Raw genomic sequence first — 23610 nt, 5'->3', positions numbered from 1 at the left:
TATTAGCATGTTAAAACTTATGAAATTAGAGTACAAAAAACATCACTTATCACAGTATTTTAAATGGGTGGCACTTTGGATATTCATCATCTTTGCCTTAGCGGCTTTTATGGGATGGGAATCTAAAAATGAAAATGAACTTATGTTTCGTGATTATGCAGATTTTATATCTCTAACTAATATTTTAATTAGAATTGTGTTTATTAGTTTTTCTGCTGTGATTTTATCCCGTTTAGTTATTGATGAATATAAAAATAAAACAATACAATTGCTGTTTACTTATCCTTTACAAAGAAAAAAATTAATGCAAGCTAAACTATCTATTGTCTTCCTATTCTGCTTTGTAAGTATTGTTATTGCTACGTTTGTTATTAACTTGTTAATTCTCTTCGTGAGTCCGCACTTATATTTATTCGAGAAGCCTGTTGAAATGAGTGAAGTTATTTCCGCTATGCCATCGACTCTTCTCACCGCTTTTATGATGGGAGGAGTGAGTCTGATTCCTTTATTTTTCGGCATGAGAAAAAAATCAACTTCTGCTACAATCACTTGGGCTGTCATAATCGGGGTCTTTATCAATGCAACAGTTTCCGACGGAGGAGAAACAGTCAGTTTAAGTCAATTTATTATCATTCCAATTATACTTTGTTTATTTGGTTTTTTAGTGGGTTATCTTTCTTACCGTAAGGTGGATCAGAAAGATTTATTGTAGATAAAAGGAGAAATTATACAATGAAGAAGATTATAGCATCATGTGCAGTGTTAATCGTAATCGGCGGAATTGTTTTAAGCCTTTATAAGACAGATACTAAAAACTTTAAAAAGAACGTGTCCTGCAATGTTGAAAAAATTGATACTTTAAAAGTATATACTGACTCATGGGATGTGAAGTTTAAAAAGAGTAATTCAAATAAGGCAACAATATCTGCTGAGGGGAAGCAGAAAGATAAGGCTCCAGTTACATTTCAAGGAGATGGGGGGGATTTGGTCGTTAGTCAAAAAGAACAAAAGAATGGCGGCTTTTTGGATGGATTTACTTTTGGGAAGCAGGGCGGCACAATCTATATTAATGTTCCCGATTCAGGTATGAACAATATTGAAATAACCAATAAAGATGGGAATATACAATTAAGTGAAATTTCAGCTGAAAATATTGTCGTTGATAATCATTCCGGTGATGAAAAAATCAATAATGTTTCGGCTCATACTGGAAAGTTTTCATCCAAGGATGGGGCGTTAAGCGTTGAAAATAGTTCTTTTGAGAAATTAAATATAACATCTGCAGGCGGCGATAACGAGATGAAGGAAATACATAGTTCCAATGTAAAGGTTACTTCTAAAGATGGAGCGGTTTCAATCAAGGACATAACAGAAGGAAAATCTTTATCAGTAAATACGAAATCAGGAGATATAGGTGTATCTTATAAAAAAGCGCCAACTTCACTTGCTGTTTTTGCTCAGAGTAATTCTGATGTAACGTTTGATTTAGATGGGCTTAATAAGAGCCATGATGGCGTAAAACTGAAAAAAGGTGAAATTGGCGCGGGAAGTAATAAAGTAAGTCTATCTAGTGAAGATGGTTCGATAAAGGTGAGATAAAAAGAGAAAAACACAAGACAACAATTCCCGCTATTGAAGAATGGTTGTCTTATTTGTTTGTATTTAAAATGTTTTGGAATATTTATCTCCTTTTGTATAAAAAATAATTATAATGAGATTAATTATCTGTATAATGATTGAAATAAACAGTGAATTAAGAATATCAGTTTTATATTTAAGGAGCGGAAAGCTTGGGTTACAAAATATTAATTGTAGAAGACGACCAATTCATAAGCGATATGGTAAGCGAAAGCTTAACGAAAGAAGGGTTTGAAGTAACAGCAGCTTTTGATGGTGAAGAAGCTTTAGACATATTGAACACCCAAAAGTTTGAGGTTATATTGTTGGATTTAATGCTTCCGAAGATAGATGGTATGGAATGTTTAAGAATGATTCGTTCCAAAAGTATGGTTCCCGTTCTTATCATGTCTGCAAAAGATGAAGATGTAGATAAGGCACTTGGTCTCGGCCTCGGGGCTGATGATTATATTTCTAAACCTTTTTCTATGCTGGAGGTAATAGCCAGAATTAAAGCAACCATTAGAAGAGAAAGACACTATAAGAGCTCCCTGTCTTCAAAGGAAGAAAAAATCATTAAAATAGGTGATTTAAGTGTTGACCTGAATGGCTTTTCCGTTAAAAAATTCAATGAAAAGATTAATCTCACGGCAAAAGAATTTAATATTTTAAAACTCTTTATTTCTAATCCTTCACAAGTATATACTAAATCTCAACTTTATAAGTCCGTATGGGAAGATGAGTATCATGGAGATGAGAATGTAATTAATGTTCATATTAGACGGCTTAGAGAGAAAATTGAGGACGATCCATCTCATCCAATGTACATAAAAACGTTGTGGGGAATCGGTTATAAGTTGGGAGATTTTTGAATGTTTTATCTAGTGGTTATTTTATTCATATGCTCTGCAGCAGTAAATATATTTCTTTTCCGAAGCCGATTAAATCTAAGGACTGAGATTAAATATATAAGAAATAAACTTCGAAAAGTTGTTAATGAAGAGACAGGCGAAAGATTATTGCTTAACACGGAAGATAAATATATAAAATCCTTGTTAATTCAAATAAACCGTCTTTTAGACCATAATCAAAAGATCAAAGGGAACTGCAATAGTATTGAACTGTCCATGCGAAAAATGTTATCAAATATTTCACACGATTTAAAGACGCCTTTAACAGTTATACTAGGTTATATTGAAATGATAAATAACGATAAAAGTCTGACTTCGGAAAAGGTTATGAGTTTACTAAAAACAGTTAATTTAAAAACGGTCGAGGTATTAGCGTTAATAAACCGTTTTTTTGAACTTGTAAAATTAGAGTCAGGAGATAAAAAATTAAATTCTTCACGAATTGACATATGTGAAGTCAGCCGAAAAATAATTTTGGATTACTACGAAATTTTAATCAGCAAAGAATTTGAAGTAGTGATTGATATACCCGATGATTCTGTCTTTGTTAGCGGAGATGAAGAAGCAATTGAGAGGGTTCTGAATAATTTAATTACGAATGCAATTCAATATGGTTCCGATGGTAAGATGGTGGGTTTAAAGATCAGAATAACTGATAATGATGTTTTTGTAGAAATATCAGATAAAGGAAAAGGAATAAATGAAATGCATAAAGACCGTGTCTTTGAACGAATGTACACATTGGAGGACTCGAGAAATACCAATTATCAGGGAAGCGGATTGGGGCTGACGATTACTAAGAGATTAGTAGAGCAAATGGAAGGAAGTATATCTCTAAATAGTGTCCCCTTCAAAGAAACAACGTTTTCTGTACGTTTAAGACGTATTAAATTTTAATAAAAGCAGTAAGGTTTCTTCTGTATACGTCTTCAAATCCCCTTTCTCTTTAATCTGAGAGGCTGACAACAGTCTCTTTTTTTTATACGCAAAAGGCTGGCATGAATCTTGCATATAAAAAAGGGCGTAACGACAATGTGAAAGGGATTGATGGGTTTTGGTGTAAAAGCGCTTACATTTTGTTCTGCCGGTAATTGAAGCTTACACGTAAAATACGATGAGGTGATAAAACATGTCAGCCAACCCGATTTCTAAAAGCAATCAGAAAGATGAAGAAAAAGAAGTTCTTAATTTGTTCTTGTCAACACAATCGATCATAAAAGAGGCCCTGCGAAAACTGGGGTACCCTGACAATATGTATGAACTGATGAAAGAGCCGATGCGGCTTTTGACCGTCCGCATCCCTGTCAAAATGGACAATGGCTCAGTACAGGTTTTCACGGGCTACCGCTCACAGCATAATGACGCAGTCGGCCCGACAAAAGGGGGCGTGCGGTTTCATCCGGAAGTCAGTGAAGAAGAGGTTAAGGCGCTTTCCATCTGGATGACTTTAAAATGCGGCATCACAAATCTTCCTTACGGGGGCGGAAAAGGCGGCATCATCTGTGATCCTCGGACGATGTCATTCGGAGAGCTGGAACGGCTGAGCCGCGGATATGTGCGTGCGATCAGCCAGATCGTCGGTCCGACAAAGGATATTCCGGCTCCCGACGTATATACCAACTCGCAGATTATGGCATGGATGATGGACGAATACAGCCGCCTGAGAGAATTTGATTCACCGGGATTCATTACGGGCAAACCGATTGTTCTCGGCGGTTCACAGGGGCGGGAAACGGCGACCGCGCAAGGCGTCACGATTTGTATTGAGGAAGCCGTTAAGAAAAAAGGGATTCCATTGGAAAATGCGCGGATCATCATTCAGGGGTTCGGAAATGCGGGGAGCTTTCTCGCTAAATTTATGCATGACGCCGGCGCCAAGGTGATCGGCATCTCAGACGCCCACGGCGCTTTGTATGACCCTGACGGCCTTGACATTGATTACCTGCTGGATAAGCGGGACAGCTTTGGCACGGTGACGAATCTCTTCTCGGATGTCATAACGAACCGGGAGCTGCTGGAAAAGGACTGTGATATTCTCGTGCCCGCTGCAATCTCCAATCAGATTACGGCTGAAAACGCCCATCACATTAAAGCTTCAATCATTGTGGAGGCGGCAAACGGCCCGACAACGATAGATGCCACGAAAATTCTGAATGAAAGAGGCGTGCTTCTCGTGCCGGATATTTTGGCAAGCGCCGGCGGCGTGACGGTGTCTTATTTTGAATGGGTGCAAAATAATCAAGGCTTTTACTGGTCTGAGGAGGAAGTCGCCGGAAAACTGCGCAGCGTCATGGTGAATTCGTTTGAATCCATTTATCAGACAGCGCATATCCACAAAGTCGATATGCGTTTGGCCGCCTATATGACGGGCATCAGAAAGTCGGCTGAAGCGGCCCGGTTCCGCGGCTGGGTATAAGTGTTATCCGCAAAGAGATTTTGCATCAGTTATATAGCGGATCGCAAAATTTCTTTGCGTTTTCAGATTACAGCTGACAGATTAGGACACGCTTCGTCCGCTTTCGGCAAAGATTTTCTTATTTTTATCACAAATTGCTATGCTGGTATGCTTCTTGCATCTTCATAAAGCGTGAGCACACATTACAAAATACGGGGAGGAATTCTAATGACAGTTTCATACGCACACGAACCATTTACAAATTTTCAGGAAGAGACAAATAAACAATCGTTTCAGGAAGCGCTGGCTTATGTGAATTCACAGCTCGGCAAGCATTATCCGCTTATCATCAACGGTGAAGCGATTGAAACGGATAAAAAGATCATTTCCGTCAATCCGGCAGATAAAAAAGAAGTGATCGGTTCTGTATCGGCCGCCGGAAAAGAACTTGCGGAAAAGGCCATGCAGGCTGCGCTGCAGGCATTTCAAACATGGAAAAAAGTACGGCCGGAACACCGCGCGAATGTGCTGTTTAAAGCGGCGGCGATCATCCGCAGAAGAAAGCACGAATTCTCCGCATATCTAGTGAAAGAAGCGGGAAAACCGTGGAAGGAAGCGGATGCGGATACGGCGGAAGCGATCGACTTTTTAGAGTATTACGCCCGTCAGATGCTGAAACTGAAAGACGGTTCCCCTGTAAAGAGCCGTGACGGAGAATATAATCAGTATCACTATGAGCCGCTTGGGGTGGGGATCGTCATCTCTCCATTCAACTTCCCGCTTGCGATTATGGCGGGAACGGCGGCGGCAGCCATCGTAACAGGCAACACGATACTGCTGAAACCGGCGGATGCGGCGCCTGTCGTGGCGGCGAAATTCGTTGAAGTGATGAAAGAAGCGGGCCTGCCGGACGGCGTGCTCCAATTCATACCGGGCGACGGAGGAGAAATCGGCGACTATCTGGTTGAGCATCCGAAGACGAGATTTGTGTCGTTTACAGGTTCCCGCGCGGTCGGATGCCGCATCTATGAACGCGCCGCAAAAGTACAGCCGGGCCAAAAGTGGCTGAAACGGGTCATTGCCGAAATGGGAGGGAAAGATACGGTGCTTGTAGACAGAGATGCTGATCTTGATCTTGCCGCTTCCTCAATCGTGTATTCCGCCTTCGGATTCTCAGGCCAAAAATGTTCAGCCGGTTCCCGTGCGGTCATCCATCAGGACGTCTATGATGAAGTTGTTGAAAAAGCCGTCGCTTTAACAAAATCACTCACCGTCGGAAGTCCGGAAGATTTTGATACATACATGGGGCCAGTCATCCACGAAGCATCTTATAATAAAGTCATGAGTTATATCGAAATCGGCAAAACAGAAGGAAAACTCCTGACGGGAGGCGAAGGTGATGATTCAAAAGGATACTTTATTCAGCCGACCATTTTTGCGGATGTTGATGAAAACGCCCGCCTGATGCAGGAGGAAATTTTCGGGCCGGTCGTCGCGATCTCAAAAGCCCGTGATTTCGACCATATGCTTGAGATTGCCAATAATACCGATTACGGACTGACGGGCGCTCTGTTATCGAAAACCCGCGCGCACATTGAACGCGCCCGCGAAGATTTTCACGTCGGGAATCTATACTTCAACCGCGGATGTACGGGAGCAATTGTCGGATACCAGCCGTTCGGCGGCTTCAATATGTCAGGAACCGATTCAAAAGCCGGAGGACCTGACTATCTGATTCTTCATATGCAGGCAAAAACAACGTCTGAAGCCTATTAATCTTTCGGAAATAGCGCGATGAAAAAGAGAGTCGCGCTATTTTCTCTATATGAGGGTAAGGAGGATGGAATATGTATCAGCAGCTCAGCAAAATGCTTCCGGAGGAGAAAATAGAAGCCATTACGAAATCACTGGTGGCGTTAAACAGCATCAACGGCACATTGGGAGAAGGAAAAAAAGCCGACTATATCAAAGATATGATCAAGAGCTTTCCCTACTTTCAGGAGAATCCGTCACATGTGTGGGAGCAGGCGATTCCTGAGGACCCTTACGGCCGCAAAAATATTTTCGCATTTATTGAGGGAAACGGCGAAAGCCTGAATACGGTCATTTATCACGCTCATCTTGATACGGTCGGCATCGAGGATTTCGGCCCTTTAAAAGATATCGCTTTTGATTCCGACCGTCTCGCGGAGTATTTCTCAAACTATGAATTTGATCGGGATGTGCAGCGGGACGCCCGCTCAGGCGAGTGGATGTTCGGAAGGGGTTCGGTTGATATGCAGAGCGGTATTGCCGTTCATCTCGCCAATCTGCTTCACTTTTCTGAACGGCGTGATCAGCTGCCGGGCCATATTCTGTTCATGGCAAACCCGGATGAAGAAAGCCAGCATTCCGGCATTTTAACCAGCATTTCTGAATTAAAACGGCTGAAACAAGAAAAGCAGCTTCGTTATTTAGCAGCGATTAATAACGATTTTATCACCCCGCTGTATGAGGGTGACACGACAAGGTACATCTACACGGGCGCGGCAGGGAAGCTTTTGCCTTGCTTTGCGATTTACGGGCGGGAGGTGCATGTCGGTGATACGCTGTCCGGCATCGATCCGAATTTGATCGCGTCAGAAATCACCAGAAGAATTCACAACAATATTCATATGGCGGAAAACATTGAAGGGGAGCTTGTGCTTCCGCCGACCTGCCTGTACCAGCGTGACAACAAGGAAGCGTATAACGTGCAGACCGCCGTCAGCAGCTATGTCTATTTTAATTATTTTATTTACGAGAAAACCGCCAAAGAAGTCATGGATCAGCTGACCGCCGTGGCTGACGAAGCCTGCAAAGAGACAGAACGAAAATTATCTGATTATTACGACGAATACTGTGAGAGAACGAGCCTGCCGAAAAAAGAGATGTCATGGAACGTTCAAGTGTACAGTCTGGAAGATTACCTGAAAAGGCTGAGAAGCCGCGGGATAGACCCTGCACAGTGTATCGGGCAGGCATTTAAAACATATGAACATCTTGAACTGCGGATGAGATGCTTTAAAGCCGTCGAGGAACTGCAAAAACTCGATCCTGAGCAGGGAGCCAAGGTCATTATTTTCTATGCGCCGCCTTACCTTCCGCACAATTATCTGAAAGAAGAGAGCACACGGGACCGGCTTTTGCAGCATGTCATTCAAGAAGCGGTCGATAAAACAGCGGCGTCAACCGGAGAAACATTCGCCTTTAAAAAGTTTTTCCCTTATTTAGCGGACGGAAGCTTTTTATCGCTGCATGAAACAGACGAGGAGGTCTCCGCCTTTACCGATAATTTTCCGGGCTGGGATGTCATAGGGACGATTCCTTTTAAAGAAATCAGGGAATTGAATATTCCGTCGGTCAATATAGGGGTATACGGAAAGGACGGCCATAAATGGACGGAACGCGTGTACAAGCCGTACACATTCCATGTGCTGCCGGAACTCATTCAGCAGACGACAATGCACCTTTTGCACAGCTACCGATTAGACATACGCACAAATGGCTGACATAACGGAATAAGGGGGATGTATATGCAGGGAGATACCAATCAAACTGAATTGCAGCGCACGATGAAGGGCCGGCATTTGTTTATGATCGCCCTCGGCGGCGTGATCGGGACGGGGCTTTTTCTGGGCTCCGGTTTTACGATCAGTGAAGCGGGACCGATCGGCGCGATATTGGCTTATGTGATCGGCGGATTTTTAATGTATCTGGTGATGCTTTGTTTGGGGGAGCTCGCGGTCGCCATGCCGGTCGCAGGATCATTTCAAGCGTATGCGGCAAAGTTTCTCGGGCCGTCGACGGGTTTTACGATCGGATGGATGTACGCATTCAGCTGGGCCAATACAGTGGGGCTTGAACTGACGTCGGCGGGGATTTTAATGCAGCGGTGGTTTCCGGCCGTTCCGATTTGGGTGTGGTGCCTTGTATTCGGCGTCGTCATTTTTTCCATTAACGCGCTGTCTGCGCGGAGTTTTGCGGAAATGGAATTTTGGTTTTCCAGCATTAAGGTCATGGCCATTGTATTGTTTATTATTCTCGGCTGCGCTGCGGTATTCGGCTTTGTCGGTTTTAACGGCGGGCAGACGGCTCCGTATCTGTCAAACTTTACGACGGACAATGGGCTTTTCCCGAACGGCGCCCAAGCCGTGCTGTTTACCCTTGTCATGGTGAATTTTTCATTCCAGGGCACCGAGCTGGTCGGAATCGCCTCGGGAGAAAGCGAAAATCCGGAAAAGACGCTTCCCCGCTCAATCCGAAACGTCATATGGCGGACGCTGTTTTTCTTCGTGCTGGCGATGTTTGTTCTCGTGTCCATTTTGCCGTACCAAACCGCAGGGGTCATCGAAAGCCCGTTTGTGGCTGTGCTGGATAAAATCGGCGTTCCCTATGCGGCTGATATCATGAACTTTGTCATTCTGACCGCCATGCTGTCGGTGGCGAATTCCGGGCTGTACGCTTCGTCCAGAATGATGTGGTCCCTATCAAAAACTAAGATGGGCCCCGCTTCCTTAACGAAACTGACGAAAAAAGGCGTGCCTCTGAAAGCTCTTTCCATCACCATCGCCATCTCCGGTTTATCCCTGCTGACAAGTGTATTCGCGGCTGAAACGGTGTATGTGTGGCTCATTTCCATCTCCGGTATGATTACCGTCGTCGCGTGGATGTCAATCTGCGCTTCACAATTCGTTTTCCGGAGGCGCTTTCTCGCTGAAGGAGGAAATCTGAAAGACCTGGCATTTAAAACGCCTCTTTATCCGATCGTGCCGATTCTCGGATTTTCGGTTTACGGTCTTATCTTAATCAGTCTCATCTTTATCCCCGACCAGCGTATCGGTCTGTACTGCGGCGTCCCGCTGATGATCATCTGTTACGCGTATTATCACTTCGGTATCAAAAAACGCCTGAAGCGTGAGCCGGCTTCTTCGGGAAAAGGCGCTGCCGGATAAGAAAAAAAGCCCTCCGCAAAAAGCGGCGGGCTTTACTTTGTTTTTCGTTTTGCCGACAGCACATAGGATAGAACGGCACAGAACTGAAAACCGAAAATGCTGACGGCCATCGGCCAGGCATTTTCTTCTCCGGCAATACCGACAAGGGGAGCGGCAGCCGCACCCCCGATAAAGGGCAGAAGTCCGAGAAGAGCCGCAGCGCTTCCCGCGCCTTTCTCCTGTTTCTGCATAGCCAGAGAAAATCCCGTCGTCGTGACGATCCCGACAGAAGAAACAATGATGAATAAAGAAATGCAGACCGCCGTCAGGCCTAAACCAAACGCAAGTGATAAAAGCAAAGCGATGCTTCCGATGACGGCGATCAACAGCCCGGAGACAAACAGCTTCCGTTCATCATGTGTTTTGGCCATCCGTCCGGTGATTTGGGTGGCGCATATGATTCCCGCACCGTTTACGGCGAACAGCAGGCTGAACAATTGCGCTGATACGCCGTAGATGTTTTGCAGTACAAACGGCGACCCGGCAATATATGCGAACATGCCGGTCATCACAAATGCCTGGCTGAGCGCAAATCCCATAAACATCCGGTCGCCAAGCAGGGCGCGAAACGTCATCAGCGTCTCCCGGAGTCCGCCGCTTGTCCGCTTTTCCGGCGGGAGTGATTCAGGCAACGCCGTAAGCACGGCGGCGGAAATGATACAGCCGATCACCGCCAGCACGACAAATACGATTTTCCAGCCGGCAAACTGAAGGATAAATCCCCCTGTAATCGGCGCTAAAATCGGCGCCGCCCCATTGACGAGCATCAGTAATGAGAAAAAAGCCGTTAATTCTTTTCCGGAATACATATCGCGCGCGGAAGCCCGTGCGATGACGATTCCGGCCGCCCCGGTGAATCCTTGAATAAACCTCATAACAATTAAAAACGAAACAGAAGGGCTGAAGGCGCATAATAAAGAAGACAGCGTATAAAGCAGCAATGACAGAATGAGCGGCTTCCGGCGCCCGATCATATCACTGAGCGGCCCGACAACGATCTGCCCGACCGCCAGCCCCAAAAGACAAAACGTCAGGCTCAGCTGTGCAAGTGACGCTGTCGTATGAAGTTCGGCCGCCACTTCAGGCAAAGCGGGCAGATACATATCGAGCGAAAGCGGCCCGAATGAAGCGAGCGTCCCGAGAATCAGTACCATGCCGAGGCCTGCGCGGGCGGCCTTTGAATCAGCGTTATTCATTCCATGACCCCCACCTTAACAAATGATTCTATCACTATAGCATAACCGGACGGCGTATTTTATATTATTTGTTGAATATAAACTAAATATTTTATTTAAAATCTGAATGTAAATAAAAAATCAGAATTAGTTTTCATGTGAAATGTAAAATGAAATATAAGGATGCTAAACTATAAAACAACAAAAGGTAGAAAAGTTTTACGGAAGAGGTGTTCAAAGAGCATGAACAGCAAACAAACCGATCACATCGAAACGAAACGCCGATTTCCGATCTGTCTCGCGCTTGCTTTGACATTAGGCGTATTTGCCGCCGGTTCTGAAGAGCTGGTGATTTCTCCGCTGCTTCCGGATTTAGCGCAGGCTTTCAGCTCGGATGTCAGTGTGCTGGCGCTTTCCATCAGTATTTACGGAGTGATGATTTTTATCGGCGCGCCGCTTCTCGTTCCGCTGGGAGATAAATATTCCCGGGAGCTCAGCCTGATGGCGGGGCTGCTTATATTTACGGCCGGCACGGTGATCTGCGCGCTGGCGCACAATCTCTTTTTCTTCTTTCTGGGCAGGGCGCTTTCCGGGCTTGCGGCGGGTGCGTTTGTGCCGACAGCTTATGCGGTGGTCGGCGACCGTGTGCCTTATGCGTACCGCGGCAAGGTGATGGGTCTGATCGTGTCAAGCTGGTCGCTCGCTTTGATTTTCGGCGTTCCGATCGGCTCTTTTATCGGCGGCGTTTTGAATTGGCGGTGGACGTTTTGGATTTTCGCTCTCATGTCTGTCCTCGTTGCTTCGCTCATTTTCATTGAGGTGCGCCGCAGCACGGCGGATGGGGATAAAACAGAAGAGGAAAACGGACGGCAGGGAGGCACTTTCCGGGATGCGCTGAAGGTGCCACGTGTCCCTGTATACCTCACGATCACTTTTTGCAACATGATCGGTTTTTACGGCATGTATTCCTTTCTCGGCACCTATCTTCACCGCGTGCTGCCGGGGGGAAATACAGCTTCAGGGCTGCTGATCATGGTGTACGGAATCGGTTTTTCCATGAGCGTGTTCACCGGAAAAATCGCAGATAAGGCGGGGAAAATGCGCTCTTTGATCGCGGCATTGGCCGTGATCAGCATATGGCTTTCCTGTCTCGCCTATGCGCCGTCATCAATGCCGTTTTTGGTCATCGGGTTATTCGTCTGGGGATTGATGCAAAGCCTGACGGTGACCTTGCTCAGCACCATTTTAAGTGATTGCTCACAGAGCCGCCGGGGCAAAATCATGGCATTTTACAGCCTGGCGTCTAATTTGGCCGTCACCTTGGGTTCTGCTGTCATGGGTCCGGTCTATGTCGGATACGGATATGCAGCTGTCGGATTTATCTGTGCGTCCGTCACCCTCATCGGCTTTGTCCTCAGCGTTTTCGCATACAGAAGGTATGGGAAATATGAGCATCAGGCCGACCAATCATTGTATCGGTAAAATAAAGTTTCTATAATTTTATAAATGTAATTTTTAACACCTTATATCTTAAGGTGTTTTCTAATATATAGGAATAATTATCAATATTTTCAAATAATATTGACAGCTCGAACTTCTATGGATAATATTTACTTAAAATTTAACAGATTGGTTGGTGCTCATGATTATATTGGATAATAGCATTCAAACAAAAAGCAAGGCTTATTCAATATCTAAACTGATTACGATCAACACGCTCGGTCCTGAAGGGACAAGCAGTGAGTACGCAGCAAAAAACTTTATCACCAATTTTACCCTTCTCCAAGGGGTGAACAGCAAATTATCACTGCATGATACATTTGAATCGTGCATTGAAAAAACGCTTCAAAGCCCGCTGGAATACACAATTGTGCCTCACGCGTATGACGGCATTAAGCACTTCTACATGAGACCGGATCTGCAGCTTCTGCAAATTTTCAGGTGCGACACCCCGATGTACGGCCTGGCTGTCCGGCCCGGTTTTAAATATACGGATGACATGCTTGATAAGACTGTCATCGTATCCCACCCGTCTCCTATCAATTTGATTAAGTATTTTACCCGTAAAGATGTCACGTTTGATCTGGTGAACTCGACGAGCGCAGCCGCGAAAAGAGTGAAGGACGGTTTGTCCGACATCGCGCTGACAAATGAGCTGGCCAGACAAAAGTACGGCCTTCACTTTGTCAAAACATTTAAAAGCATTCCCATGAGCTGGTCATTATTCGGAAAAGGAGAGATTCATGATGAAAACTGAACAAGATTTGCAGGAACTTTATTTCCCGACGCCTAAATTAATAGAATGGGATAACGGAGTAAGACAATATTCGTCCGTCAGAGGGGATACGGAAGTTCTGCTTTCTTACGTTCCGCCGCATACAAACGTGGAACCGCATCAGCATAAGGAAGTCCAAATCGGCCTTGTCGTTTCCGGCGAGCTGTCCATGACTGTCGGAGATGTCACAAGAAAGATGACAGCGCTGGAATCAGCCTATATCGCGCCTCCTAACGTGCCTCACGGCGCAAGAAATGAGACGGATCAAGAAGTGATCGCCATTGATATCAAACGCCTGAAAGCCGGTGAAACCTACACAAGCCCCGAGGACTATTTTTTGAATATTTTTAAAACGAGAGACTTATTGCCTGGGATGGAAGTCACGTTCTTCGTGGAAGACTGGGTGGAAATCATGCTTGCCAACATTCCGGGCAACGGGGGAGAAATGCCGTTCCATAAACACCGCAATGAACAGATCGGCATCTGCATCGGCGGCGGCTATGATATGACCATTGAAGGCTGCAAAGTGGATATGACATTCGGCACAGCTTATTTCTGCGATCCGAGAGAAGATCACGGCGCCATCAACAGATTTGAAAAAGATTCAAAATCAGTCAATATCTTTTTCCCTCCGCGCTATAACAGAGCAAAAGCGAAAAAATTAGAGGCGAAAGAGTCATGAACCTGACGGATAAAACCGTCCTCATCACAGGGGGCGCATCAGGCATCGGTTATGCCGCGGTTCAGGCGTTTCTGAATCAAGAGGCGAATGTGGTCGTCGCGGATATTGATGAGGCGCAGGGAGAAGCGATGATCCGGAAAGAAAACAATGACAGGCTGCATTTTGTCCGGACGGATATTACAGATGAACCGGCATGTCAAAATGCCATCCGGTCAGCGGTTGATAAGTTCGGCGGATTGGATGTGTTAATCAATAACGCCGGCATCGAGATTGTCGCCCCGATTCATGAGATGGAGCTGAGCGATTGGGACAAGGTGCTCAACGTCAATCTGACGGGCATGTTTCTTATGAGCAAGCACGCGCTCAAGTATATGCTCAAAAGCGGCAAGGGCAATATTATTAACACGTGCTCCGTCGGAGGAGTCGTCGCATGGCCCGACATTCCCGCGTATAACGCCTCTAAAGGCGGCGTACTGCAGCTGACGCGTTCGATGGCCGTCGATTACGCCAAACACAACATCCGCGTCAATTGCGTGTGCCCGGGAATCATTGACACACCTTTGAATGAAAAGTCGTTCCTTGAAAACAACGAAGGCACGCTTGAAGAAATCAAAAAAGAAAAAGCGAAAGTCAATCCGCTGCTGAGACTCGGCAAGCCTGAAGAAATAGCGAACGTCATGCTGTTTCTCGCTTCGGATTTATCAAGCTATATGACCGGAAGCGCGATCACCGCAGACGGTGGATACACCGCACAATAGAGAAGGAGTGTTTACATATGGAGAGAAAAACAGTATTGGTTATCGCTGACCTTGGGGGATGCCCGCCGCATATGTTTTACAAAAGCGCAGCTGAAAAATACAACCTCGTCAGCTTTATTCCGAGACCTTTTGCAATTACAGCCTCTCATGCGGCATTAATTGAAAAATACTCGATTGCGGTCATTAAAGATAAAGACTATTTTAAGAGTCTGGCTGATTTTGAGCATCCCGATTCGATTTACTGGGCTCATGAAGACCATGACAAACCTGAGGAAGAAGTCGTCGAAGAAATCGTCAAGGTGGCTGGCATGTTCGCGGTTGACGCCATTACGACCAACAATGAACTGTTTATTGCTCCGATGGCAAAAGCGTGTGAACGTCTCGGCCTGCGGGGAGCGGGCGTACAGGCCGCTGAAAATGCCAGAGATAAAAACAAAATGAGAGCCGCCTTCAACCGGGCCGGCGTCAAGTCTATCAAAAACAAACGGGTGACGACGCTGGAAGATTTCCGCGCCGCGCTTCAGGAAATCGGAACGCCGCTCATTCTGAAGCCTACATATCTGGCGAGCTCCATCGGCGTGACGCTCATCAAAGAGAGGGAAACGGCAGAAGCCGAATTTAACAGAGTCCATGAATACCTGAAGTCGATTAACGTACCGAAAGCGGTCACGTTTGAAGCGCCTTTTATCGCGGAAGAATTTTTGCAGGGCGAGTATGACGACTGGTACGAAACAAGCGGTTATTCCGACTATATCAGCATAGAAGGCATCATGGCCGACGGAGAATACTTCCCTGTCGCGATTCATGATAAAACACCGCAAATCGGATTCACGGAGACATCGCATATTACGCCGTCCATCCTGGATGATGACGGGAAGCGGAAAATCGTCGAAGCAGCCAAAAAGGCGAATGAAGGACTCGGCCTCGAAAACTGCGCGACACATACAGAAATTAAATTAATGAAAAACCGGGAAGCCGGATTGATTGAATCAGCGGCGCGATTTGCGGGCTGGAACATGATTCCGAATATTAAAAAGGTCTTCGGCGTCGATATGGCGCAGCTGTTATTGGATGTTCTCTGTTTCGGAAAAGAAGCCGATCTGCCGAATGGATTATTGGAGCAGGAGCCGTGCTATGTCGCCGACTGCCACTTGTATCCTCAGCATTTCAAAGAGAACGGCCAGCTGCCTGAGACAGCTGTCGATTTCGTCATTGAAAGCATTGACATTCCTGACGGCGTCTTAAAGGGAGACACCGAACTCGTTTCTTTCTCGGCGGCGGAGGCGGGTACATCCGTGGATCTGCGGCTGTTCGAAGCGTTCAACAGCATTGCGGCGTTTGAGCTGAAAGGAAGCAATTCGGGTGACGTGGCCGAATCAATCAAACAAATTCAGCAGCAGGCGAAGCTGACTGCAAAGTATGCGTTACCGGTATGAAACAGCTGAAACCGAACTCTAAGTATTTGCTTTTCGGGCAGGCGCTTTCGTTTATGGGAGACTATTGCGTTCTCCCGGCTCTGCTCATTTTGTCTACATACTATCACGACTACTGGGTGACGTCCGGCGTCATCGCGGTCCGCAGTATTCCGATGGTGTTTCAGCCGTTTTTAGGCGTGCTCGTGGACCGGCTCGACAGGGTGAAAATCATGCTGTGGACGGATGTGATCAGAGGTGTCATCTTTTTGGGGCTGACATTTCTCCCGAAAGGCGAATATCCGCTGCTTTTTCTGGCGCTGCTGTTTGTTTCTTACGGAAGCGGCGTGTTTTTTAACCCGGCACGTCTCGCGGTCATGTCGTCTTTAGAAGCGGATATTAAAAATATCAACACTTTGTTTGCAAAAGCCACGACGATTTCGATTATTGTCGGCGCTGCAGCCGGCGGACTTTTTCTGTTAGGCGGTTCTGTGGAGCTTGCCGTCGCGTTTAACGGGGTGACCTATCTTGTCTCCGCGTTTTTCATCAGCCGCATTAAGCTTCAATACGTGCCGATTCAGTCAGAAAACGTGAGAGAAGCTTTTCAGTCGTTTAAAGAAGGATTGAAGGAAATCAAAACAAATGCTTTTGTGTTAAACGCCATGTTCACGATGATTACGATGGCGCTTTTGTGGGGTGTCGTCTACAGCTATTTCCCGATTGTCAGCCGCTTTTTAGGCGACGGGGAAATCGGCAATTTCATCCTGACGTTCTGTATCGGCTTCGGCGGCTTTATCGGCGCCGCTCTTGTCAGCAAATGGGGCTTTAACAACAATAAAGGGCTGATGTATTTTACAGTGTTATCGATCGTCTCGCTTGCGCTGTTTTTGTTTACCCCGATTTTCGCCGTGTCAGTCATTGCCGCCATTCTTTTCTTTATCGCAATGGAATACGGTGAAGTACTGGCGAAGGTCAAAGTTCAGGAGAACGCGGCGAACCAGATTCAGGGCCGGATTTTTTCGGTGGCGGAGGCGTCCATCGGATTGTGCATCGCCGTCGGTTCCATGCTGATCAACATTGTAGACGCGGCAGTCATCATGGCGTTTATCGTCCTTTTGGTCAGCGGGCTGTTTCTGCATACAAAACTGGTCAATAAATCCTTTTCAGAACGGAATAACGAATCAGAGCAAATTCATTTATAAGGAGCCTTTCAGATGGAAATCATACCGTCCGACGTCATCAAGACACTTCCGAAACAGGAATTTTCGCTCGTTTTTCAAAAGGTAAAAGAGTTGGAGAAAACGGGAGCCCAGATTATTAATCTCGGGCAGGGGAATCCCGATCTCCCCACACCGCCGCATATCGTTGAAACATTGCGGGAGGCTGCGCTGAATCCTTCGTATCACGGATACGGCCCGTTCAGAGGCTATCCGTTTCTGAAAGAAGCCATCGCGGAATTTTATGAGAGAGAGTACGGGGTATCGGTCAATCCGGAGACAGAAGTCGCGCTGTTCGGCGGAGGTAAAGCTGGTTTGTACGTTTTGACGCAATGCCTGCTGAACCCCGGCGATATCGCCTTAGTCCCGAACCCCGGCTACCCTGAGTATTTATCGGGAATCACAATGGCCAGAGCGGAGCTGCATGAGATGCCGCTTCATCCGGAAAACGGCTATTTGCCGGATTTTGAGCGGATTGATCCCGCCGTCCTGAAAAAAGCCAAGCTGATGTTTTTGAATTACCCGAATAACCCGACGGGCGCGACTGCGGATCAGGCGTTTTATGAAAAAGCGGCAGCGTTTGCAAAAAAACATGACATCCACCTTATTCACGATTTTGCATACGGCGCGTTCGAATTTGATCAGAACCCGGCCAGCTTTCTGCAGGCGAAAGAAGCGAAAACGGTCGGCGCGGAGCTTTATTCATTTTCGAAAACCTTCAATATGGCAGGCTGGAGAATGGCATTTGCCGTGGGGAATGAGAAAATCATTCAGGCGGTCAATGAGTTTCAGGATCACGTCTTCGTCGGCATGTTCGGCGGTTTTCAGCAGGCGGCAGCGGCGGCGCTGTCAGGAAGTCCTGAGCATACGGAGCGTCTGAAGCGCACGTATAAAGAACGGATTGATTTTTTCACGGCGTTATGTGAAAAGGAATTAGGCTGGAGCATTGAAAAACCGAAAGGGACTTTTTATGTATGGGCTGAAATTCCGAATGAATTCGAGTCTTCACACCAGTTTTCGGACTATCTGCTGGAGCATGCCCATGTTGTCGTGACGCCCGGCGAGATTTTCGGCAGCGGCGGAAAGCGTTATGTCAGAATATCAATGGTGGCCAAGCAGGGCGATTTGAGGGAATTTGTGGTGCGGATTCAAAAGCTCGGTTTGTCCTTTCCTTCATTACAAGAAACATCCCGCTGAGAGCGGGATGTTTTTATTATATGCTTTTCATGCTGCCGCCGTCGGCTGACACTTGCTGTCCGGTAATATAGGAAGCTTCTTCAGAGGCAAGAAAGGCAGCCAGCGCCGCGGTTTCTTCCGCAGTTCCGACACGCTTCATCGGGACGCCGGATGCAATCCGTTCTTCCGCTTCCGCTTTAGAAATGCCGTTTTGCTTCATGACATTCTTCACGAATTGGTGATAACGGTCTGTGGCGATAAACCCGGGATTCAGACAGTTGACAGTGATGTGAAAAGGCGCAAGCTGAATAGCGATGTTTTTGCTGGCATTAATTAAAGCGGCGTTCATCATGCTGTTGGTAAACATATTGGCGCCGGGTTCTTTCCATAGGTTTCCGACGATATTAATGATTCTGCCGAATTCGTGCTGTTTCATGATTGCTGCGGCCGTTTTCATAGAGTCGATATAGGCGATCGTTTTATTCGTAAAGGTATTTGTCATATCCTCTATATCACAGTTTTCAAAGGTATCCGGCGAGCCGCCCGGAATGTTGTTGATCAATACATCAAGCCGTCCGCATTGTGATCTGATCTCTTCAAAAATGCCGGCTCTCGTCTTCTGGTCCGACATATCCCCGGCCAGAACGGTGACGCCCGCATCCGGATGTTTGGCGAGGATCTCTTCTTTTACCGATTCGATATTTTCGGGAACTCGTGAATTAATGACGGTATGAAAGCCATTGTCCGCCAGTTTCAGAGCGATCGCTTTGCCGATCCCCTGACTGGCTCCCATAATAAACGCGGTTCGTTTTGACAACTGTCTGCACCCCTTTACCAAAATGGAATCTCTTTTACATCGTAAAAAAAAATGATAAAAATAGCAAATTTTATTTAAATTCTGACAAATAAAAAACCCGCCGGACAGGCGGGTGGGTGGGTGTTACACGTGCAAAAACTTCGGAAGCGTGTCGAGGGACAAGCGGTTTCCGACAAAAAATGAACCGAATTCGCCGTAGCGCGCGCTGACTTCATCAAAGCGCATTTCGTAAACAAGTTTTTTGAACTGAAGCACATCATCGCTGAAGAGCGTGACGCCCCATTCGTAATCGTCAAAACCGACAGATCCCGTGATAATCTGTTTGACTTTGCCGGCATAGCTCCGTCCGATCAAGCCGTGGCTTCTCATCAGATTTCTGCGTTCATCCATAGAAAGCATGTACCAGTTGTCATTGCCGCTTCTTCTTTTATCCATCGGATAGAAGCAGACGTATTTCGCTTCAGGCAGCTCAGGATACAGGCGGGCGCGGACATGCGGATTTTCATACGGGTCGCCTTCTCCGCTTGCGAGGTAGTTGCTCAGCTCAACCACAGACACGTAAGAATAAGCCGGGATTGTAAATTCAGCAAGCTTTGATTTGTTAAATTCAAGCTCGATTTCGTTCAGCTCTTCCATTGTCGGGCGAAGAATCATCAGCATGAAATCAGCTTTCTGTCCGACGATGCTGTAGATGGTTTGCGAGCCTTTGCCTTCTTTTTGGGCGACGCCCCATTTTTCAAGCAGTCCCGTAAATTCGTGAATAATCGACAGGCGCTCATCGCTGGATAACATCTTCCATGACGTCCAGTCCATTGTGCGGAAATCGTGAAGCGCGTACCAGCCGTCAAGCGTTTGGGCGGCTTCGTTCGTTTTTTGCTGCTCACTCATGTATCTTCACTCCTATATCTTTTCATTGATGCCTTCACTATATCACAGTTTAACCGTTTCGGCTGTGGAGAAACCTTGAATAATCCGAAGCCTTGTGTCAGAAACTAAGCCGTGAAACAAACCGTCAATTAAATTAGTTAGAAAAATAAGATTTCTTTTTGAAAGCGCTATAATAGAAGTTGGTTATTTGAATTTAGCTGGAAGAAGAGTATGCTGTAAAAGTAAGCGTTTTTTGTCAACATAGAGGAGGGTATATCGTGGCAGATTTATTTACAAAAGTACAAGAAAAAGTCGCAGGAAAAGATGTGAAAATCGTATTTCCTGAAGGGTTGGACGAACGTATCCTGGTTGCGGTCAACAACTTGGCGGGCAACAAGGTATTAAAGCCGATCGTAGTCGGCAATAAAGAAGACATTCAAGCAAAAGCGAAAGAATTAAATCTTACGCTTGACGGCGTGGACATTTTTGACCCGCATACATATGAAGGCATGGAAGAACTCGTTCAGGCTTTCGTAGAACGCCGCAAAGGCAAAGCGACGGAAGAACAGGCCCGCAAAGCTTTGCTGGACGAAAACTATTTCGGCACGATGCTTGTGTACAAAGGTCTCGCAGACGGACTTGTCAGCGGAGCTGCACATTCTACTGCTGATACGGTGCGCCCTGCACTGCAAATCATCAAAACAAAAGAAGGCGTGAAAAAAACATCAGGCGTCTTCATCATGGCCCGCGGTGACGAGCAGTATGTGTTCGCTGATTGCGCGATCAACATTGCTCCTGACAGCCAGGACCTTGCCGAAATCGCCATTGAAAGCGCCAATACGGCTCAAATGTTTGACATTGACCCGCGCGTTGCCATGCTCAGCTTCTCTACAAAAGGATCGGCGAAATCAGACGAGACGGACAAAGTGGCTGAAGCCGTGAAAATTGCGAAGGAAAAAGCGCCTGAGCTTACGCTTGACGGCGAATTCCAATTTGACGCTGCATTTGTGCCGTCTGTCGCGGAGAAGAAAGCGCCGGACTCCGACATTAAAGGAGACGCGAATGTATTTGTATTCCCAAGCCTTGAAGCAGGAAACATCGGCTATAAAATCGCTCAGCGCTTAGGCGGCTTCGAAGCGGTCGGGCCGATTCTGCAAGGATTAAATATGCCTGTAAACGATCTTTCCAGAGGATGTAATGCGGAAGACGTCTACAATCTTGCGTTAATTACGGCTGCTCAAGCGCTGTAATCCGCAAATGCCGGCCTTTACGAGGGCCGGCATTTTTTTATAGAAAGAACGTCACTGCGGCCCAGCCGAACAGGGACAAACAGAGAGAACCGATCAAGCCTGCTGCGAGCGCGCGCCAGCCGTTATGACGAAATGCCGATATATGGACTTTCAAACCGAGACCCGCCATCGCCATGCCGATTAAAACATAAGACACTTGAACAAGAAACGCGGAAAACGAGGCTGAAATAACGCCTGATGTATGGATGGCGCTCATTCCAAGAAATCCGAAGATAAACCAAGGGATGGGGAGCGAAGCGGCAGAAGCCGTCTCTGACTTTCCGCTGCGGCGCGCCCGCATTCCGAGCATGAATGCGGCCGGGACGAGCAGCGCGACCCGGGTCAGTTTAACGATCACCGCCATCTCGACGGCTGCTTTTCCTCCGGCGCCGCCGGCCGCCGCCGCATGCGCCACCTCGTGAAGCGTTGCCCCGCAAAAGGCTCCGTAAGCCGCAGGAGAAAAGCCTAATCCATGATAAGCAAGAGAATATACAACAGTAAAAACGGTTCCTAATAACGAAACGGCGGCCGCGCTGATGGCGGCTGCATTTTCATTTGATCTGATCTGCGGCGCGATCGCGGCAATGGCAGCCGCTCCGCAGATCGCTGTGCCGCAGGCTGTCAGCGTGCTGAGTGTCTGATCTATACGGAACAGCCGGGACAGTCCGTATACAACGGCACCCGCAAACATCATACAGCAGACGGCAATTGCAAATACGTGCCAGCCCGCATGATAGATATCCGCCAGATTCAGTCTCATACCAAGCAGGATGATGCCTGCTTTCAGCAAGTATTTGCTTGAGAACGCGATCCCCGGCTCTAATGCCGCCCGCTGTCCGAATACGGCGCGCCAAAGCATGCCGATCAGCATTGCAAGGACAAGCATTCCGAGCATTTGCAAAAACGGCAGGCGGCTGACATAGAAAGCCGCAAACGCAATTCCTGCGGTAACTGAAACACCTTTTACCATCTTCATCCCAGTCACTTCCCATTATCTTGATAACTCCACTTTACTGCGGTCTTAATCATTAGTAAAATATATTTATATGATCTAAACGATTAGGAAAAATAATGATTAGGGGCGATGCTTTTTGTATTATGGGGAACTGAAAACATTCATTGCCGTCGTGGAAGAAAAAAACTTTACAAAGGCGGCGCAGAAGCTGATGATTTCTCAGCCGAGCGTCAGCCTCCACATTAAAAACCTGGAGAAAGAATTTCAAACCGCTTTGCTGAACCGCTCTCCGAAGCACTTTACGACGACGCCGACGGGGGACATTCTCTATCAGCGCGCCAAGCAGATGGTCTTTTTGTACGAACAGGCGAAATCCGAAATTTACGCCCATCATCATTATGTCAAAGGGAAGCTCAAAATCGCCGCGAGCTTTACCATCGGCGAATATATTCTGCCGCCGCTTCTCGCAAAGCTTCATAACGAGTATCCCGAGCTGAACCTGGACGTCATGATCGGAAACACGGAGGAGGTCAGCGAAGCGGTTCGGATGCTTCAAGCCGATATCGGATTAATTGAAGGGCATACGGGGAAAAACGAGCTCGACATTCAGCCGTTTATGGAGGATGAATTGTGCATTGCCGCACCGAACGGACACCCGCTCGCCGGCAGAAAAAACATCCCGGCTGCCGAATTGCAAAATCAAGCGTGGGTGACGAGGGAGAAGGGTTCGGGAACGAGGGAATATTTAGACCACGTTCTTCAATCAAACGGACTGCGGCCGAAATCCATGATGACGATCAGCAGCAACCAGGGCGTCAAAGAAGCCGTGATCAGCGGAATGGGTCTTTCCGTTCTGTCAAAAAGCGTGCTGCAAAAGGATCTGCTTCACGGCAGCATTTCCGTGCTTGAGATAAAAGGATTCTCCTTAAAACGGAAACTGTCTATCATCCAATCTTCCATTATGGAGAACACAAAAAACAAAGAAATCTTCATCGCACTTTTGAAAAGCCAATTTCAATCATCTCAAGCGGAGTGATATAATAAATGCATAG

General features: G+C 46.7%; 21 protein-coding genes. 17 read left to right on the top strand and 4 right to left on the bottom strand.

Going from position 1 to position 23610, the window contains the following annotated elements:
* Window positions 1–7: 7 nt before the first annotated feature.
* The 8 genes from BXO87_RS09330 to BXO87_RS09295 all read left to right on the top strand — a co-directional run bounded on the left by BXO87_RS09330 (window position 8) and on the right by BXO87_RS09295 (window position 9896).
* A complete protein-coding gene (locus tag BXO87_RS09330; protein WP_012118718.1) occupies window positions 8–712 on the top strand; it encodes an ABC transporter permease in 705 nt (234 codons plus the stop codon).
* Between the two features lie 20 nt (window positions 713–732).
* Window positions 733–1599 carry a DUF4097 family beta strand repeat-containing protein gene (locus BXO87_RS09325; RefSeq protein WP_038460260.1) on the top strand — a complete coding sequence of 289 codons (867 nt, stop codon included), beginning with the start codon at window positions 733–735 and terminating at the stop codon, window positions 1597–1599.
* 191 nt (window positions 1600–1790) lie between these two features.
* Window positions 1791–2489, top strand: coding sequence for a response regulator transcription factor (locus tag BXO87_RS09320; RefSeq protein WP_038460258.1), 699 nt, complete (start codon window positions 1791–1793; stop codon window positions 2487–2489).
* Window positions 2490–3425, top strand: a complete 936-nt coding sequence (locus BXO87_RS09315; RefSeq protein ID WP_038460256.1) for a sensor histidine kinase — start codon at window positions 2490–2492, stop codon at window positions 3423–3425.
* 232 nt (window positions 3426–3657) lie between these two features.
* Window positions 3658–4944 carry a Glu/Leu/Phe/Val family dehydrogenase gene (locus tag BXO87_RS09310; protein ID WP_025285442.1) on the top strand — a complete coding sequence of 429 codons (1287 nt, stop codon included), beginning with the start codon at window positions 3658–3660 and terminating at the stop codon, window positions 4942–4944.
* Window positions 4945–5151: 207 nt separating this feature from the next.
* Complete coding sequence (gene pruA, locus BXO87_RS09305) at window positions 5152–6699, top strand: L-glutamate gamma-semialdehyde dehydrogenase (RefSeq protein ID WP_003150992.1); 1548 nt, start codon at window positions 5152–5154, stop codon at window positions 6697–6699.
* A gap of 71 nt (window positions 6700–6770) precedes the next feature.
* Complete coding sequence (locus BXO87_RS09300) at window positions 6771–8453, top strand: M20 family metallopeptidase (protein ID WP_007407678.1); 1683 nt, start codon at window positions 6771–6773, stop codon at window positions 8451–8453.
* A 24-nt stretch (window positions 8454–8477) separates the two neighbouring features.
* Window positions 8478–9896, top strand: a complete 1419-nt coding sequence (locus tag BXO87_RS09295) for an amino acid permease (protein ID WP_076851314.1) — start codon at window positions 8478–8480, stop codon at window positions 9894–9896.
* A gap of 32 nt (window positions 9897–9928) precedes the next feature.
* On the opposite strand, the gene BXO87_RS09290 is transcribed toward BXO87_RS09295, so the two are convergent.
* On the bottom strand, window positions 9929–11131 hold the full coding sequence (locus BXO87_RS09290) for a multidrug effflux MFS transporter (RefSeq protein WP_038460249.1): 1203 nt from the start codon (window positions 11129–11131) through the stop codon (window positions 9929–9931).
* 222 nt (window positions 11132–11353) lie between these two features.
* On the opposite strand from BXO87_RS09290, the gene BXO87_RS09285 reads away from it, so the two are divergent.
* The 7 genes from BXO87_RS09285 (at window position 11354) to BXO87_RS09255 (ending at window position 18651) form a co-directional block, all read left to right on the top strand.
* Window positions 11354–12592, top strand: a complete 1239-nt coding sequence (locus BXO87_RS09285; protein WP_038460247.1) for an MFS transporter — start codon at window positions 11354–11356, stop codon at window positions 12590–12592.
* 160 nt (window positions 12593–12752) lie between these two features.
* Complete coding sequence (bacA, locus tag BXO87_RS09280) at window positions 12753–13367, top strand: prephenate decarboxylase (RefSeq protein WP_038460245.1); 615 nt, start codon at window positions 12753–12755, stop codon at window positions 13365–13367.
* Window positions 13357–14067 (top strand): 3-((4R)-4-hydroxycyclohexa-1,5-dien-1-yl)-2-oxopropanoate isomerase, encoded by a 711-nt coding sequence (gene bacB, locus BXO87_RS09275; RefSeq protein ID WP_003151000.1) that lies wholly within the window; start codon window positions 13357–13359, stop codon window positions 14065–14067. Before bacA ends, bacB begins: the two co-directional genes overlap by 11 nt.
* Window positions 14064–14825, top strand: coding sequence for a dihydroanticapsin 7-dehydrogenase (gene bacC, locus BXO87_RS09270; RefSeq protein WP_038460243.1), 762 nt, complete (start codon window positions 14064–14066; stop codon window positions 14823–14825). Before bacB ends, bacC begins: the two co-directional genes overlap by 4 nt.
* 17 nt (window positions 14826–14842) lie before the next feature.
* Window positions 14843–16261, top strand: a complete 1419-nt coding sequence (bacD, locus tag BXO87_RS09265) for an alanine--anticapsin ligase (protein WP_038460241.1) — start codon at window positions 14843–14845, stop codon at window positions 16259–16261.
* Window positions 16258–17439 carry an MFS transporter gene (locus BXO87_RS09260; protein WP_007407671.1) on the top strand — a complete coding sequence of 394 codons (1182 nt, stop codon included), beginning with the start codon at window positions 16258–16260 and terminating at the stop codon, window positions 17437–17439. The genes bacD and BXO87_RS09260 overlap by 4 nt, the downstream gene beginning before the upstream one ends.
* A 12-nt stretch (window positions 17440–17451) precedes the next feature.
* Entirely contained in the window at window positions 17452–18651 is a 1200-nt protein-coding gene (locus tag BXO87_RS09255; RefSeq protein ID WP_038460240.1) for a pyridoxal phosphate-dependent aminotransferase, read from the top strand.
* Window positions 18652–18667: 16 nt separating this feature from the next.
* Here the strand turns inward: BXO87_RS09255 and bacG are convergent, their stop codons facing one another.
* Entirely contained in the window at window positions 18668–19447 is a 780-nt protein-coding gene (bacG, locus tag BXO87_RS09250) for an NADPH-dependent reductase BacG (protein WP_007407669.1), read from the bottom strand.
* A 123-nt stretch (window positions 19448–19570) separates the two neighbouring features.
* On the bottom strand, window positions 19571–20335 hold the full coding sequence (hemQ, locus tag BXO87_RS09245; protein ID WP_003151011.1) for a hydrogen peroxide-dependent heme synthase: 765 nt from the start codon (window positions 20333–20335) through the stop codon (window positions 19571–19573).
* A gap of 257 nt (window positions 20336–20592) precedes the next feature.
* Here hemQ and pta point away from each other — a divergent pair, with 257 nt between their 5' ends.
* On the top strand, window positions 20593–21564 hold the full coding sequence (gene pta / locus BXO87_RS09240) for a phosphate acetyltransferase (RefSeq protein ID WP_003151012.1): 972 nt from the start codon (window positions 20593–20595) through the stop codon (window positions 21562–21564).
* Between the two features lie 37 nt (window positions 21565–21601).
* Here the strand turns inward: pta and BXO87_RS09235 are convergent, their stop codons facing one another.
* Window positions 21602–22579, bottom strand: coding sequence for a YeiH family protein (locus BXO87_RS09235; RefSeq protein ID WP_046702208.1), 978 nt, complete (start codon window positions 22577–22579; stop codon window positions 21602–21604).
* Between the two features lie 115 nt (window positions 22580–22694).
* On the opposite strand from BXO87_RS09235, the gene BXO87_RS09230 reads away from it, so the two are divergent.
* A complete protein-coding gene (locus tag BXO87_RS09230) occupies window positions 22695–23594 on the top strand; it encodes a LysR family transcriptional regulator (RefSeq protein ID WP_007407666.1) in 900 nt (299 codons plus the stop codon).
* Window positions 23595–23610 lie beyond the last annotated feature (16 nt).

Source organism: Bacillus sp. GZB, assembly GCF_001975995.1.
Classification (GTDB): domain Bacteria; phylum Bacillota; class Bacilli; order Bacillales; family Bacillaceae; genus Bacillus; species Bacillus velezensis.
Note: the sequence above shows the minus strand (reverse complement) of the source record. Positions and strands in the feature narration are given on the sequence as shown.

What these genes read in the sequence shown, in the direction of transcription:
- bacD (WP_038460241.1), top strand. Translation starts at nt 14,843, where the DNA reads ATGGAGAGAAAAACAGTATTGGTTATCGCTGACCTTGGGGGATGCCCG.
- BXO87_RS09315 (WP_038460256.1), top strand. Translation starts at nt 2,490, where the DNA reads ATGTTTTATCTAGTGGTTATTTTATTCATATGCTCTGCAGCAGTAAAT.
- BXO87_RS09300 (WP_007407678.1), top strand. Translation starts at nt 6,771, where the DNA reads ATGTATCAGCAGCTCAGCAAAATGCTTCCGGAGGAGAAAATAGAAGCC.
- BXO87_RS09310 (WP_025285442.1), top strand. Translation starts at nt 3,658, where the DNA reads ATGTCAGCCAACCCGATTTCTAAAAGCAATCAGAAAGATGAAGAAAAA.
- bacC (WP_038460243.1), top strand. Translation starts at nt 14,064, where the DNA reads ATGAACCTGACGGATAAAACCGTCCTCATCACAGGGGGCGCATCAGGC.
- BXO87_RS09255 (WP_038460240.1), top strand. Translation starts at nt 17,452, where the DNA reads ATGGAAATCATACCGTCCGACGTCATCAAGACACTTCCGAAACAGGAA.
- BXO87_RS09290 (WP_038460249.1), bottom strand. Translation starts at nt 11,131, where the DNA reads ATGAATAACGCTGATTCAAAGGCCGCCCGCGCAGGCCTCGGCATGGTA.
- BXO87_RS09330 (WP_012118718.1), top strand. Translation starts at nt 8, where the DNA reads ATGTTAAAACTTATGAAATTAGAGTACAAAAAACATCACTTATCACAG.
- bacB (WP_003151000.1), top strand. Translation starts at nt 13,357, where the DNA reads ATGAAAACTGAACAAGATTTGCAGGAACTTTATTTCCCGACGCCTAAA.
- hemQ (WP_003151011.1), bottom strand. Translation starts at nt 20,335, where the DNA reads ATGAGTGAGCAGCAAAAAACGAACGAAGCCGCCCAAACGCTTGACGGC.
- BXO87_RS09325 (WP_038460260.1), top strand. Translation starts at nt 733, where the DNA reads ATGAAGAAGATTATAGCATCATGTGCAGTGTTAATCGTAATCGGCGGA.
- pruA (WP_003150992.1), top strand. Translation starts at nt 5,152, where the DNA reads ATGACAGTTTCATACGCACACGAACCATTTACAAATTTTCAGGAAGAG.
- BXO87_RS09235 (WP_046702208.1), bottom strand. Translation starts at nt 22,579, where the DNA reads ATGAAGATGGTAAAAGGTGTTTCAGTTACCGCAGGAATTGCGTTTGCG.
- BXO87_RS09295 (WP_076851314.1), top strand. Translation starts at nt 8,478, where the DNA reads ATGCAGGGAGATACCAATCAAACTGAATTGCAGCGCACGATGAAGGGC.
- bacA (WP_038460245.1), top strand. Translation starts at nt 12,753, where the DNA reads ATGATTATATTGGATAATAGCATTCAAACAAAAAGCAAGGCTTATTCA.
- BXO87_RS09285 (WP_038460247.1), top strand. Translation starts at nt 11,354, where the DNA reads ATGAACAGCAAACAAACCGATCACATCGAAACGAAACGCCGATTTCCG.
- BXO87_RS09260 (WP_007407671.1), top strand. Translation starts at nt 16,258, where the DNA reads ATGAAACAGCTGAAACCGAACTCTAAGTATTTGCTTTTCGGGCAGGCG.